This is a genomic window from Mesorhizobium sp. CNPSo 4671, assembly GCF_057784245.1.
Window position 1 is genome coordinate 566,705 of the sequence record NZ_JBWLUW010000003.1, and the last position, 12,297, is coordinate 579,001.

At 62.8% G+C, this 12,297-nt stretch carries 14 protein-coding genes; 8 read left to right on the top strand and 6 right to left on the bottom strand.

The genetic code is table 11. From position 1 onward, the window contains the following. Positions 1 to 56: 56 nt before the first annotated feature. The 5 genes from AC04SF_RS10905 (at position 57) to AC04SF_RS10925 (ending at position 4,081) form a co-directional block, all read left to right on the top strand. Positions 57 to 905 (top strand): DUF1194 domain-containing protein, encoded by an 849-nt coding sequence (locus AC04SF_RS10905; protein ID WP_488477791.1) that lies wholly within the window; start codon positions 57 to 59, stop codon positions 903 to 905. A gap of 88 nt (positions 906 to 993) precedes the next feature. Continuing rightward, positions 994 to 1,332: a peptidase inhibitor family I36 protein gene (locus AC04SF_RS10910; RefSeq protein WP_096447019.1), complete on the top strand. Its 339-nt coding sequence runs from the start codon at positions 994 to 996 to the stop codon at positions 1,330 to 1,332. A 139-nt stretch (positions 1,333 to 1,471) separates the two neighbouring features. After that, positions 1,472 to 2,422: an ABC transporter substrate-binding protein gene (locus AC04SF_RS10915; protein WP_488477792.1), complete on the top strand. Its 951-nt coding sequence runs from the start codon at positions 1,472 to 1,474 to the stop codon at positions 2,420 to 2,422. A 91-nt stretch (positions 2,423 to 2,513) separates the two neighbouring features. Further along, positions 2,514 to 3,287 carry an ABC transporter permease gene (locus AC04SF_RS10920; RefSeq protein ID WP_488477793.1) on the top strand — a complete coding sequence of 258 codons (774 nt, stop codon included), beginning with the start codon at positions 2,514 to 2,516 and terminating at the stop codon, positions 3,285 to 3,287. Next, positions 3,272 to 4,081, top strand: coding sequence for an ABC transporter ATP-binding protein (locus AC04SF_RS10925; RefSeq protein WP_488477794.1), 810 nt, complete (start codon positions 3,272 to 3,274; stop codon positions 4,079 to 4,081). Before AC04SF_RS10920 ends, AC04SF_RS10925 begins: the two co-directional genes overlap by 16 nt. Before the next feature lie 7 nt (positions 4,082 to 4,088). Here the strand turns inward: AC04SF_RS10925 and AC04SF_RS10930 are convergent, their stop codons facing one another. Continuing rightward, positions 4,089 to 5,027, bottom strand: coding sequence for a GlxA family transcriptional regulator (locus AC04SF_RS10930; protein ID WP_488477986.1), 939 nt, complete (start codon positions 5,025 to 5,027; stop codon positions 4,089 to 4,091). Positions 5,028 to 5,299: 272 nt separating this feature from the next. Between AC04SF_RS10930 and AC04SF_RS10935 the strand changes: the two genes are divergently transcribed. Next, on the top strand, positions 5,300 to 5,707 hold the full coding sequence (locus tag AC04SF_RS10935) for a hypothetical protein (protein WP_488477992.1): 408 nt from the start codon (positions 5,300 to 5,302) through the stop codon (positions 5,705 to 5,707). A gap of 184 nt (positions 5,708 to 5,891) precedes the next feature. Here AC04SF_RS10935 and AC04SF_RS10940 read toward each other — a convergent pair whose 3' ends face one another. After that, on the bottom strand, positions 5,892 to 6,077 hold the full coding sequence (locus AC04SF_RS10940) for a hypothetical protein (RefSeq protein ID WP_095199791.1): 186 nt from the start codon (positions 6,075 to 6,077) through the stop codon (positions 5,892 to 5,894). A 232-nt stretch (positions 6,078 to 6,309) separates the two neighbouring features. Here AC04SF_RS10940 and AC04SF_RS10945 point away from each other — a divergent pair, with 232 nt between their 5' ends. Beyond that, entirely contained in the window at positions 6,310 to 7,209 is a 900-nt protein-coding gene (locus AC04SF_RS10945; protein ID WP_010910020.1) for a LysR substrate-binding domain-containing protein, read from the top strand. Between the two features lie 33 nt (positions 7,210 to 7,242). On the opposite strand, the gene AC04SF_RS10950 is transcribed toward AC04SF_RS10945, so the two are convergent. The 3 genes from AC04SF_RS10950 to AC04SF_RS10960 all read right to left on the bottom strand — a co-directional run bounded on the left by AC04SF_RS10950 (position 7,243) and on the right by AC04SF_RS10960 (position 10,874). Further along, complete coding sequence (locus AC04SF_RS10950; protein ID WP_488477795.1) at positions 7,243 to 8,196, bottom strand: alpha/beta hydrolase; 954 nt, start codon at positions 8,194 to 8,196, stop codon at positions 7,243 to 7,245. 234 nt (positions 8,197 to 8,430) lie between these two features. After that, positions 8,431 to 8,616, bottom strand: coding sequence for a hypothetical protein (locus AC04SF_RS10955; protein WP_488477796.1), 186 nt, complete (start codon positions 8,614 to 8,616; stop codon positions 8,431 to 8,433). A gap of 188 nt (positions 8,617 to 8,804) precedes the next feature. After that, positions 8,805 to 10,874 (bottom strand): ASKHA domain-containing protein, encoded by a 2,070-nt coding sequence (locus AC04SF_RS10960; protein ID WP_096447012.1) that lies wholly within the window; start codon positions 10,872 to 10,874, stop codon positions 8,805 to 8,807. Between the two features lie 71 nt (positions 10,875 to 10,945). Between AC04SF_RS10960 and AC04SF_RS10965 the strand changes: the two genes are divergently transcribed. Next, the gene (locus AC04SF_RS10965; RefSeq protein ID WP_488477797.1) at positions 10,946 to 11,185 is read left to right on the top strand and encodes a hypothetical protein; all 240 of its coding nucleotides are present in this window, start codon (positions 10,946 to 10,948) and stop codon (positions 11,183 to 11,185) included. 79 nt (positions 11,186 to 11,264) lie between these two features. Here the strand turns inward: AC04SF_RS10965 and AC04SF_RS10970 are convergent, their stop codons facing one another. Further along, positions 11,265 to 12,239 carry a methyltetrahydrofolate cobalamin methyltransferase gene (locus AC04SF_RS10970; protein WP_019858705.1) on the bottom strand — a complete coding sequence of 325 codons (975 nt, stop codon included), beginning with the start codon at positions 12,237 to 12,239 and terminating at the stop codon, positions 11,265 to 11,267. Between the last annotated feature and the right edge of the window lie 58 nt (positions 12,240 to 12,297).

A 12,297-nucleotide genomic window follows, 5' to 3' on the forward strand; every position in this document is an offset into this window, starting at 1 on the left:
GCTTTCGGTCGGGCTTTTTCCTTTGTCAGCAGGCGATTTTCGCTTAACCTTGCGGCATGTCTGCTTCCTCTTGCGCAAGACATGTCCTGTCGAGTGGTGCTGCGCTGGCGCTGATGCTCTGGCTGGCGCCGGCGACGCAGGCGGACGAGCCGGTCGATATCGAGCTGGTGCTGGCCGTCGATGTTTCGCTGTCGATGTCGGCGGACGAGCTCGAGATCCAGCGTCACGGCTACGCGGCGGCGCTGACGCATGACAATGTGCTGCAGGCGATCGCCGATGGCGCCTATGGCAAGATCGCCGTCACCTATGTCGAATGGGCCGGCACCACATGGCAGCGCGTCATCGTGCCATGGACGGTGATCGCCAACCGTGCCGATGCGGAGCGGGTGGTCGCGCAATTGTCCGCGCAGCCGCCGAACAGCGCACGACGCACCTCGATCTCCGGTGCGCTGGAGTTCGGCAGCGACCTTTTCGCCGAAAGCGGCTACCAGGGGACCAAACGGGTCATCGACATTTCGGGCGACGGACCCAACAATCAGGGCGCGCCGGTCAATCTCACCCGCGATGGTGTGGTCAGGCAAGGCATCATCATAAACGGTCTGCCGCTGATGACCCGAGGCGGCTTTTCCGGCGCCTACGACGTCAACGATCTCGACCGCTACTACAGCGACTGCGTCATCGGCGGCCCCGGAGCCTTCATGATCCCCGTCAACGACTGGACGCAATTTCCCGAAGCCATACGCCGCAAGCTGGTGCTGGAACTTGCCGGTCCGGCGTCACCGCAATGGGCGGCGGAGGAGGCGGATCATCCGCCTGTGGTGCTGGCGCAGGACGAGCCCCCCGCCGACTGCCAGATCGGCGAGAAAATGTGGCGCAACCGCAGCTGGATGCTGGACAGCCGCTAGCTTGGGCTGCGGGCTGGAGCATTGGCAAACGGTCCGGACCGCGCTATCCAGCGGTGGGGGACCGCGGTCGAAACCGAGGAAATGTGAGATGAAACGCCTTGCCATCCTGACAGCTGTCGCGTCCGTGCTTTTTGCCGACGGCGCCAGCGCCCAATACAACGACCAGCCTGCCTGCGTCATGTTCGAGCACGCGAATTTTCGCGGACGATCCATCGAAATGGCGCCCGATGATTCGGTAAGTTTTCGTGGCGGTCAGTTCTGGAACGATCGTGTGTCGTCGGTGTTCGTTCGCCGCGGCTGCACGCTCATAGCCTATGAGGATACGCGGATGGGCGGCGGTTCGATCGAGATCAGGCGCCGGGCTCGCGAGTTGGGCGACTGGAACGACCAGATCTCGTCCGCCGAGTGCGTCTGCGACGGCTATTGACGGGCACGGCTTCAGCCCGGCCGAGCGTCGGTAACAAGGTAGCCGCGCTGGCCGTGCCGCCGAACACGTTCCTGTTGATTGACAAGCCGATTGGCGTCTGTGAACAATTTCCCTCGAGAGAAACAAAAGGGGAACTGACATGAACCGGACCGCCATATTTGCCGCGACTTTGACGCTTGCCGCCGGTCTGTCCGCGCCGGTGATGGCCGCCACATCGGTCACCATCGGCATCAGCGGCTGGACCGGCTTTGCACCGCTGACGCTTGCCAAGCAGGCAGGGCTCTTCGAGAAGCATGGCCTTGACGTGACCTTGAAGAAGGTGCCGCAGGCCAGCCGTCCGCTCGCCATTGCCAGCGGCGACCTGCAATGCGCCGCCACCACGGTCGAGACCTGGCTGGTGTGGAACGCCAGCGGCGTGACGACCAAGCAGATCTTCCAGCTCGACAAATCCTACGGGGCCGACGGCATCGTCGTGCGCAACGACATCAAGACCGTCGCCGATCTGAAGGGCAAAAACGTCGCCTCCTCGGCGCCCGGTACATCGCCCTATTTTATGCTCGCCTGGGTGCTGAACAAGAACGGCATGTCGACCAAGGACGTCACCGTCGTCAATCTGGAGCCGGACGCGGCAGCGCAAGCCTTCCTTGCCGGCCAGAACGATGCCGCGGTCACCTATGAGCCATTCATTTCGGCGGTGCGCGACAAGGCCGACCAGGGTCACATACTGGCGACAACGCTCGACTACCCAATGGTTCTCGACACGGTCGGCTGCACGCCCGAATTCCTCAAGGCCAATCCCGACGCCGCCAAGGCGCTTGCCGACAGCTATTTCGACGCGCTCGACCTGATCAAGAAGGATCCGCAGAAATCCTATGAGATCATGGGCGCTGATGTGAAACAGTCGGCCAAGGAGTTCGAGGGTTCGGCGAAGTACTTGAAATGGGCCGACAAGGCCGAGAACAAGCAGTTCTTCACCAAGGAATTCCAGGACTTTTCCAAGACGGCCGGCGATCTGCTCCTGCAGATGGGGCTGATCAAGGAAGCGCCAGATGTCGCCACGCTGGCCGACACCAGCGCGGTGTCCAACTGATAGCCTCGCCTTTGCCCCATCCTGCGGCGGCGCTTGGCGCCGCCGTCTTCCCCTGGACAAGTGACGATCTGAAGATGGGGACGATTTGAATATGCGCCCCTTGCATGCAGTCTCGCCGGGCCTGCGAACCGTGCTCGGCATTTCCTTCTTCGTGCTGTTCATAGCCTTTTGGGCCTGGATCACGCTTGGCGGCCACGTCAACCGCATCTTCCTCGCCGATCCGCTGTCGATGCTGCGGGACGGCTGGCGGCTGCTGGTCGAGGACCGTTTCTGGCTCGACATACTGATCACCATCTGGCGCGTCTTCGGTGGCTTCGTACTGGCCTCGGTCGTCGCGGTGCCGATCGGCATCGCCATGGGCGCCTGGAAGCCGGTGGAGGCGTTCCTGGAACCCTTCGTCTCCTTCGCCCGCTATCTGCCGGCCTCGGCCTTCATTCCGCTGCTCATCTTGTGGGCTGGCATCGGCGAACTGGAAAAGCTGCTGGTCATCTTCGTCGGCTCGGTGTTCCAGATCATCCTGATCGTCGCCGTCAAGGTCGGGTCGACACGGCGCGACCTGGTCGAGGCTGCCTATACGCTGGGCTCGACCAACAACGGCATCGTCAGGCGGGTGATCATGCCGGCCAATGCGCCTGAAATCGCCGAGACGCTGCGGCTGGTGCTGGGCTGGGCCTGGACCTATGTCATCGTCGCCGAGCTGATCGGCTCGTCCTCGGGCATCGGCTACATGATCATCAACAGCCAGTCGCGGCTGGCGACCGGGCAGATCATCTTCGGCATCATCGTCATCGGGCTGATCGGGCTATTGTCCGATTTTGCCTTCAAGGCCTTCAACCGCTGGCTCTTTCCATGGAGCCTGGCGTGAGCAAGCTTCTTGTCGAGGGCGTCTCACGCACCTTTGCCGGCGTGCGCGGTGGACCGCCGGTCAAGGCGCTGATGCCGATCGACCTGGCGGTCGGCGCCAATGATTTCATCACCATTCTGGGGCCGTCCGGCTGCGGAAAGTCGACGCTGCTGAGGATCGTCGCCGGTCTCGAGGCGCCAAGCGAGGGCCGCGTGCTGCTCGACGGCAAGGCGGTGACCCGGCCGGGGCCGGACCGCGGCATGGTCTTCCAGTCCTACACGCTGTTCCCGTGGCTGACGGTCGCCGAAAACATCGCCTTCGGCCTGCGCGAACGCGGCATGGCGCCAAAGGAGCGGGACGAGATCGTCGCGTCGTATGTCGACCTCGTCGGGCTGAAGGGATTCGAGAACCATTGGCCGAAGCAGCTGTCCGGCGGCATGCAGCAGCGCACCGCTATCGCCCGGGCGCTCGCCAACGACCCCGAAATCCTGCTGCTGGACGAGCCGTTCGGCGCGCTCGACAACCAGACGCGCGGGCTGATGCAGGAGTTGCTGCTCGGCATCTGGGAGCGGCGCAAGAAGACGGTGCTGTTCGTCACCCACGACATCGAGGAAGCGATTTTCATGGCTTCGCGCGTCATCATGATGACGGCGCGGCCCGGCCGCATCAAGTCGGATGTCGCCATCGACCTGCCGCATCCCCGCCACTACACGCTGAAGACCAGTCCGGAATTCTCAGGCCTGAAAGCGCGGCTGACCGAGGACATCCGCGTCGAGGCGATGCGCACGGCACAGGGGCAGCCGGCCGGGACCTGACCGGCGATCAGGCGGCCAGCAACTGCTTGCGGTCGACGCGTTCCTGCTGCGGTGAGCGGGCATAGAGTTCGCGATAGCATTTGGAGAAATGCGAGGCCGAGACGAAGCCGCAGGCGACCGCCACTTCGACCACAGGCATCGACGACTGGATCAGCAGATGCCGGGCGCGGTCGAGCCGGATTTCCAGATAGTAGCGGGCAGGGGATCTGCCCATCTCGGTGCGGAACAGCCGCTCGATCTGGCGGCGCGACAGGTCGACATGGTCGGCGATTTCGATCAGCGACAGCGGCTCGGAGAGATTGCCTTCCATCAGCTCGATGATGGTCAGCACTTTCGAGTTCTGCACGCCGAGGCGCGCGCGCAGAGGCAGGCGCTGGCGGTCGGTCGGGCTGCGCACGCGGTCGGTCAACACCTGTTCGCAGACACGATTGACGAGGCTCTCGTCGAAATCGTCGCCGATCAGCTTCAGCATCATGTCGAGCGCGGCGGTGCCGCCGGCGCAGGTGTAGATGTTCTGGTCGATCTCGAAGAGGTCGGCAAAGACATTGGCCTTCGGGAACGCCTCGGAAAAGCCCGGCAGGTTCTCCCAATGGATGGCGCAGCGCTTGTTCGACAACAAGCCGGCGGCGGCCAGGATATGCGCGCCGGTGCACAGGCCGCCGACGGCGACGCCGCGATTATATTCCTCGCGCAGCCACGCGAAGGCGGATTTGTTCTGGTAGCGCTCGACATTGATGCCGCTGCAGACGATGGCCATGTTCGGCCTCTCGGGCCCGGCCATCTTCTTGCGCTCTTCCTCCAGCGAGGTGTTGACCGCGCATTCGACGCCGTTCGAGGCGCGCACCGGCTTGCCGTCGATGCTGGCCAGACGCCAGCAATAGGCCTCGTAGCCGAGCATGCGATTGGCAGAACGCAGCGGGTCGAGTGCGGTCGCAAAAGCGATCATGGTGAAATCGGGAACAAGGAAGAACACAAACGATCGCTTGATCGGATGCTTGACGGCGTTCACGGGAACCTCATCTGGCCATGACGCGAACAGGATGTCGCGAATAGCATAGCGACATCAGGAAAAACCTTGGCTGTCAATTGGCTACGCTGCCTTGACGAGACAAAATTTGCGACATGGGTCGCAAATGGGCAATTGCTGGCCGCAATGCTCTCGGGAACATGCCGCCATGTTCCGACGGAGCAGCATCAACGGTTCAAGGGACAGGCGAAATGTGCAAAGGCAAACAAAAAGCGCCGCCGTGGCTGGAGCCAGGCGGCGTTGCAGTCTTGAAGCAGCGGCAGGGAGGCGCTGCCCCGGAAAAATGGTCAGGCGACGAAGCCGAGGCGCGCCGCAGCCATCGCACCGGTCTGGCCGGGCATGGTGTTGGCAAGGCGCTGACGCTCGAGAGCGGTGGTCAGGTTCATTTCGCGGCGGGCGAAGAGGCGGGCAAAAAGCTTCATGATCATCTCCTATCGGTTGCTCAGACGGGTCGCCTTCGCTTGATGGAGTGGGGCAGCTCGTTTGCTGGCGCCGATATAGGCTTGTGCTGCGTGAAACTAAATCGCAAAAACGAAGCGCTTGATATGAAATGCGACACCGAATGCGACAAATTTGGGCAATCTGCTCGAAATTTGTGATTGTTTACAAGGCATTAATTCGAAATCAAAGCCGCTATGCGGCTTGCTCATATGCGCCATGCGTCGGCGACATGGCTCCCAAACTCATTTGAATGCGAACAAAATGCGGAAGGCCTGGGCAAAATAGAGAAGGCCTGCCGGGCTGGGTCCGCGCGGCAGGCCTTCAGCAATTGGTACACACGGTTTACTTCGCTCCAGCCCAGGATCCAACGCCGTTGCGAATGCCGGTCTTGGTGTCGGAAGCCTCCGGCCAGCCGATATCCTTCTGCAGTTCGATCGGCAGGGAGCGAATGGCGCGTTCGGTCTGGTAGCGGGCGCGGGCCGCGCTGAATTCGGTCGCGATGCGACCGAGGGAGGACAGGATAGACATTTCATTCTCCTTTGGTGGCGGGCCGGAGACATTCCGGGCTTTGATTTGTGGGGCCTTACACGCGGCGTGTTTCAACCCCATTTCATGTCGATTGCAGGCCTGTGACGTGGTCGTTTCGTGGCTGCTTGTGGCAGCAACCTGCCTCGATGGAGTTGACTATCCTCCCAATCCGGTGTTCAATCAAACGAAATGGAATGATGCTTTGTATCAGAAAAATTGAAGGTCAGTTCCCATGAACGCCCCACTCAATCATCCGCTGCCGCTGCTCGATCTCGACGTTTTGCGCACTTTCGTGGCGATCGCCGAGACCGGCAGTTTCACCACGGCCGCCAATGCCGTCTTCCGCACGCCGTCCGCGGTCTCCATGCAGATCAAGAAGCTGGAGGACATTCTCGGCCGCTCGGTGTTCGCGCGCGATGCGCGCTCGGTGTCGCTGACCACGGATGGCGAGATGCTGCTCGGCTATGCCCGCCGGCTGCTGTCGATCAACCGCGAGGTGGTGTCGAAGTTCATCATTCCCGAGATTGTCGGCGTGGTGCGGCTGGGCTCGCCGGATGATTATGGCGAGCGCGTGCTGCCGCATGTGCTGAAGCGTTTCGCGCAGTCGCATCCCTCGATCGCCGTCGACGTCACCATCGACCAGAGTAGCAATCTGCGCCGGCGCATGGACGACCGCGCACTCGACATCACGCTTCTGACCAACTCCTACAAGACCAGCGCGCTCGGCGCCGAGGTGCTTTTGACCGAACCGATCGTCTGGGCCGGCGCCAAGGGCGGCTGCGCGCATCTGCGTGAACCGCTGCCGGTGTCATTGTGGGAAGAGGGATGCGCATGGCGTGCCGGTGCACTCGAAGCGCTGGGGCGCGAGGGCCGCAACTACCGCGTTGCTTATATGAGCGCGCATACGGCCGGCCAGCGCGCCGCGATCATGGCCGACCTCGCGGTCGCGCCGCTGCCGCGATCATTCCTCGGTAACGACATGGTCGAGCTCTGCCCGAAGGACGGCATGCCCGATATCGGCACCTACAATCTGGCCATGGTGGTGGCGCCGGACGCGAGCGCGCCGGTGAAGGCCGTGGCCGACCATATCCGAGCGACCTTCGAAGTGTTCCGGGAAACCGGCAAGTTCTGATCCGTCAACAGGATCGGACCGAAAGCAGAAGCGCTATTCCGCTGCCTCGGCGGAGGGCGCTTCAAACCTTGTTTTCCTGTCCTGCCTGATCGGCGAGGGGCTCTCGTTGAGAAACGCCACGATGTGCTGGCGGGCGCGCCGCGATTCCGGCATGTCGAACAGTGGCCAGACGTGGAACATGCCTTGCTCATGGACGACGTCGACCTCGGCGCCGGCGGCACGCGCCTTTTCCGCAAAGACCAGATTGTCGGGGGTCAGGAGATCCCGCGAGCCCGTCAGAAGCAATGTCTTGGGCAGCACGGAGAGATTACCGTAGACCGGGCTGATGTGCCAGTCGCTGCGGTCGATGCCGGCACTGTACAGGCGGATCGCTTCGAGGCCGCCGGGGATACCGAGCCAGGGGTCGTTGCGCTCGGCCTCGAACAGCTTTGGGTTGGAAAGCGACATGTCGACGCCGGGCGAGATCAGCACATGGCGCGATGGCAGCGGCAAGCCTTCTTCGGCAGCCATCATGGTCAGCACCACGGCCATGTTGCCACCGGCGGAATCGCCCATGAAGATGATGTCTTCCGCTTCCGTCTCGTCGAGCATCTGGCGATAGACGTCGCCGACCATGCCGAACATGGCGTGGAAATCGTATTCCGGGGCGATGGGATAGATCGGCACGGTGATGCCGTAGCCCAGCCGGTCTGCCATGTCGGCGATCAGGCGCCAGTGATAGGGCGTGATCTCAAACACATAGGCGCCGCCATGCAAATAGAGGATCCGCTTATACTCGCCGGCTCTTGGAGCGATTTCATAGACCGGAAAACCGTCGACGGTGCGCGTCTGGATGTCCAAGCGCTGCTGCAGCGAGGCCGGCGGATGGTGATCCTCGGTCTTGCGCGCGGCCGCGATCCAGCGCTGCAGGTTTTCCGGGCTGGAAAACGCCTTTTTGCGGCTGTACCTGAGCACGAAGGACACGACGTGGCTTTTGAAACTTGGCATGCGGATACACGAACTTCGGCAAGAGCCGACTAAGAGAAACCTCCACTAATTCCGAACATCGTACCTTGGCCGAAAATGTCAAGTTTTACGCAGTGTCCACGCGGCGCTGTGATCCGCGCCGCTGACGTCAGCGGCGCGGCAAAAGTGCCGCGCGCAGCCGGTTGCTGGTTGCCGCCGGGGATGTGCGAGATCCCCGGCGCCTGCCGAGCAATTTGCATTTGTCGGCGAAGGTCATCAGCGCGCCGTACCCAGAAGCAGCGAGGTGAGCGCGACCTGCGGGTCGGTGGGCGGCGATGCCGGCCAGCCAATGTCCTTCTGGACATGCGCCGGCAGGCTGTTCAGCGCGCGGATAGCCTTGTTCCTGGCATGGGTCTCCCTGATGGTCGCACCGAAGCGGCCGAGATTTCCAAACATCGACATTTTCATCTCCCTTGAAGAACAGCGGTAGCCGAGGATTATCTTCGGCCGCCGTTCGATGCCGGGTAAATGCGCCTGCCATGTATCGGGTGGATTTCGCGAAAACAGCGTTTCGGTTTCCGGATCGGTTCGATCCGGAAACATTTGCATGCAAATGAGTTTGAGTTTGGAGCGGCCTGTGAAAGCGGCGTTTATTCGCGGCCACGCCTTGCCGCATGACCTTCGCGCGAGCGCCGGCGCGGGGTGGCGTCGCCGGCAACGCCGTCCTCGCTAACCGTCTTGCGCGGCGGCAGTTTCACCGCTGCCGACAGTTTCGGGAACGGATCGACCTTGTTGGGCAGCGCCATGGCGTAGACGAAATGCTCCTGGAATTTCGGTTCCAGCGCGGTCTCGATCTTCTCGATCTGGCTCACCGTCTCCTCGATCTCGCGGCGATAGCCGCGGTTGAGCAGTGCCATGCGGGCACCAGCACCCGCGGCGTTGCCGACGGCGGAAACCTTGTCGAGGTCGCAATCCGGGATCAGGCCCAGCACCATGGCGTATTTCGGATCGATGAACGAGCCGAAGGCGCCGGCGAAGTGGATGCGGTCGACATGCTCGGTGTTCTGCTTTTCCATCAAGAGCTTGGTGCCGGCATAAAGAGCGGCCTTGGCGAGCTGGATGGCGCGCACGTCGGTCTGGGTGATGGTGATCTTCGGCTCGCCTTCCTTCAGCACATAGGAGAAGGTGCGGCCGTTGGCGACGACCCGCGGCGAGCGCGCGGCAAGCGAGCCATCGACGACGCCATCCTCGGAAATGATGCCGGCGAGATACATCTCCGCCACGATCTCGATGATGCCGGAGCCGCAGATGCCGGTGACGCCGGTCGCCTGCACGCTGTCGAGGAAGCCCGGTTCGTCGGACCACAGTTCCGAGCCGATGACGCGGTATTTGGGTTCCAGCGTTTCGGGATCGATGCGCACGCGCTCGATGGCGCCGGGCGCGGCACGCTGGCCGCCGGAGATTTCGGCGCCCTCGAAAGCCGGGCCGGTGGGCGAGGAGGCAGCGACGACACGCGTGCGATTGCCGAGCACGATCTCGGCATTGGTGCCGACGTCGACGATCAGCATCATCTCGTCCTGGCGATGCGGCCCTTCCGACAGCGTCACCGCCGCCGCGTCGGCGCCGACATGGCCGGCAATGCAAGGCAGCATGTAGAGGCGCGCACCCTGGTTGAGCTTGAGGCCGATGTCGGAGGCCTTGATGCGCACCGCGCCCGAGACGGCGAGCGCGAAGGGCGCGCCGCCGAGTTCGGTCGGATCGATGCCGAGGAACAAATGGTGCATGATCGGATTGCCGACAAAGACGGAATCCAGGATGTCGTTGCGCTGGACATTGCCTTCCGCGCAGACCTTGTCGACGAGGCTGGAAATCGCCTCGCGCACGGCAACCGTCATGCCTTCGCGGCCATCCGGGTTCATCATCACATAGGAGACGCGGCTCATCAGATCTTCGCCAAAGCGGATCTGCGGGTTCGATGTGCCGGACGAGGCGGCGACGCGGCCCGACAGCAGCGACACCAGATGCATGGCGATGGTGGTCGAACCGATATCGCAGGCCAGCCCATAGGCCTCGTTCTTGAGGCCCGGCCACAGCGCGATGACGCGCGCTATGTCGCTGTCGGCATCCTTGTGGATGGCGGCGGTGGCGGTCCAGTTGCCCTTGCGCAATATGCCTTGCACCTGCGGCAGCAGGTAGAAGTCGAATTCGAGGTTTTTGAAGCCCCAGTCCTTCATCAGCGCGATCTTCAGCCGGTCGAGATCGCCGAGCGGCTTGTGCATGTCGGGCTCTTCGATCTCGACATAGCACATGCGGATCGCCGTATCGCGGGCGATCACCCTGGTGTCGGCATCCTTGCGGATGGTCTGCGCGTTGATGACCGTGTCCTGCGGCACGTCGATGACGAGGTCGCCGAGAATCTGCGCCGAGCAGGAGAGGCGGCGCCGTTCGGGCAGGCCGCGCACGCGCTCGTAGCGCTCTTCCTTGGGGCCCTTGGGCGAGATGTGGTCGTTGGAGGAGACGATCTTGTGCTTGGCGAAATTGCCTTCCTGCACTTCGATCTGGCAGCGCCCGCACGTGGCGCGGCCGCCGCACACGCTCTCGACATAGACGCCGAGCTGGCGCGCGGCATCCAGCACCGGCGTGCCGACAGGAAACCGCCCGCGCTTGCCCGACGGCATGAACAGCACGAGTGGATCGGTGATGTTGGCAGGCGAGTTCATACGTGCACGTGTCTCGATAGGGATTGTCGATACCGTTTAACGGATCGTTTCAGTCTTGGGCGGAGTGTCTGATGGTCCAGAGGCCAATCATGTCCGATCTCCTGCTGTCCGGCATATTCACCGCTTTTACCATGGTGCGGCTGCTCAAGGGCCCATGGCTGCGCAACCCGCAATATCTGGCCACCGGAATTCTCGGCGCGATTGTCGCTGTGCTGCTGCTCGACGGCCTCTGGCCGGCCTATGACGATGATTTCATCGTCGGATCGTGGGCAGGAATGGCGTTGTTCGACGCCATATTGGGCATCGCCTGACCGCAACGCAGACGCGTCCGACCGCATCGAAGATGCGATCGGTCCAGCGTGGTTTGCAGTTCGGTTCACGATTGCGCGCTTATCCCCGACCCATGCGGGCTTCACGGCCGCCGCGGCGGCGACCGCCATTGCCGCCGCCCTCGCCGGGGGCGTTGACCGCCGTCGGTGCCGCGACCGCGTGGCCGCCTTCGGCCGGCTTGTAGTCCTTGTAGGTCCTGATCCAGTTGGTGCAGTTCTCGTCGGTGCCGTTGAGCACGTTGGCGCCGCGCACGGCTTCCATTTCCTGCGGCCGCACCGGGTTCATGATCGCCGAGGTCATGCCGGCGCCGATCACCATCGGAATGAAGGCGGCATTGATGCCGTGGCGATGCGGCAGGCCGAAGGAGATGTTGGAGAGGCCGCAGGTGGTGTTGACCTTGAGCTCTTCGCGGAGCCGACGCAGCAGCGCGAACACCTGGCGGCCGGCATCGCCGAGCGCGCCGATCGGCATGACCAGCGGGTCGACGACGACGTCATGCGCGGGAATGCCGAAATCGGCGCAGCGCTGGACGATCTTCTTGGCGACGGCGAAGCGCACGTCCGGATCCATCGAAATGCCGGTCTCGTCATTGGAGATGGCGACGACGGGGACATTGTATTTCTTGATCAGCGGCAGGATGGCTTCGAGCTTTTCTTCCTCGCCGGTGACGGAATTGACCAGCGGGCGGCCCTTGGCGACCTTGAGTGCTGCCTCGATCGCGGCGGTGACCGAGCTGTCGATTGACAGCGGCAGGTCGACGAGACCCTGGACGATCTCGAGCGTCTGCACCAGCAGCGCCGGCTCGGTGGCGTTGGGGTCGACGGCGGTGACGCCGGCATTGACGTCGAGCATGGTGGCGCCGCAGGCGGCCTGTTCCAGCGCGTCCTTGATGACGGTCTCGAAATTGCCGGCGACCATCTCGGCGGCGAGCTTCTTGCGGCCGGTCGGGTTGATGCGCTCGCCAATCACGCAGAAGGGCTGGTCGAAGCCGATAATGATTTCTCGTGTCGCCGAGGCAACGATGGTCCGGGTCATGAAATCTCTCCGTCGTGATATAAAGAGTTCTTTATATCGTTATCTCTTTTCGATCAAG

Coding starts and splice junctions, on each gene's coding strand:
- AC04SF_RS10905 (WP_488477791.1), top strand. CDS start 57: ATGTCTGCTTCCTCTTGCGCAAGACATGTCCTGTCGAGTGGTGCTGCG.
- AC04SF_RS10910 (WP_096447019.1), top strand. CDS start 994: ATGAAACGCCTTGCCATCCTGACAGCTGTCGCGTCCGTGCTTTTTGCC.
- AC04SF_RS10915 (WP_488477792.1), top strand. CDS start 1,472: ATGAACCGGACCGCCATATTTGCCGCGACTTTGACGCTTGCCGCCGGT.
- AC04SF_RS10920 (WP_488477793.1), top strand. CDS start 2,514: ATGCGCCCCTTGCATGCAGTCTCGCCGGGCCTGCGAACCGTGCTCGGC.
- AC04SF_RS10925 (WP_488477794.1), top strand. CDS start 3,272: ATGGAGCCTGGCGTGAGCAAGCTTCTTGTCGAGGGCGTCTCACGCACC.
- AC04SF_RS10930 (WP_488477986.1), bottom strand. CDS start 5,027: ATGATCGCTTTTGCGACCGCACTCGACCCGCTGCGTTCTGCCAATCGC.
- AC04SF_RS10935 (WP_488477992.1), top strand. CDS start 5,300: ATGTGCAAAGGCAAACAAAAAGCGCCGCCGTGGCTGGAGCCAGGCGGC.
- AC04SF_RS10940 (WP_095199791.1), bottom strand. CDS start 6,077: ATGTCTATCCTGTCCTCCCTCGGTCGCATCGCGACCGAATTCAGCGCG.
- AC04SF_RS10945 (WP_010910020.1), top strand. CDS start 6,310: ATGAACGCCCCACTCAATCATCCGCTGCCGCTGCTCGATCTCGACGTT.
- AC04SF_RS10950 (WP_488477795.1), bottom strand. CDS start 8,196: ATGCCAAGTTTCAAAAGCCACGTCGTGTCCTTCGTGCTCAGGTACAGC.
- AC04SF_RS10955 (WP_488477796.1), bottom strand. CDS start 8,616: ATGTCGATGTTTGGAAATCTCGGCCGCTTCGGTGCGACCATCAGGGAG.
- AC04SF_RS10960 (WP_096447012.1), bottom strand. CDS start 10,874: ATGAACTCGCCTGCCAACATCACCGATCCACTCGTGCTGTTCATGCCG.
- AC04SF_RS10965 (WP_488477797.1), top strand. CDS start 10,946: ATGGTCCAGAGGCCAATCATGTCCGATCTCCTGCTGTCCGGCATATTC.
- AC04SF_RS10970 (WP_019858705.1), bottom strand. CDS start 12,239: ATGACCCGGACCATCGTTGCCTCGGCGACACGAGAAATCATTATCGGC.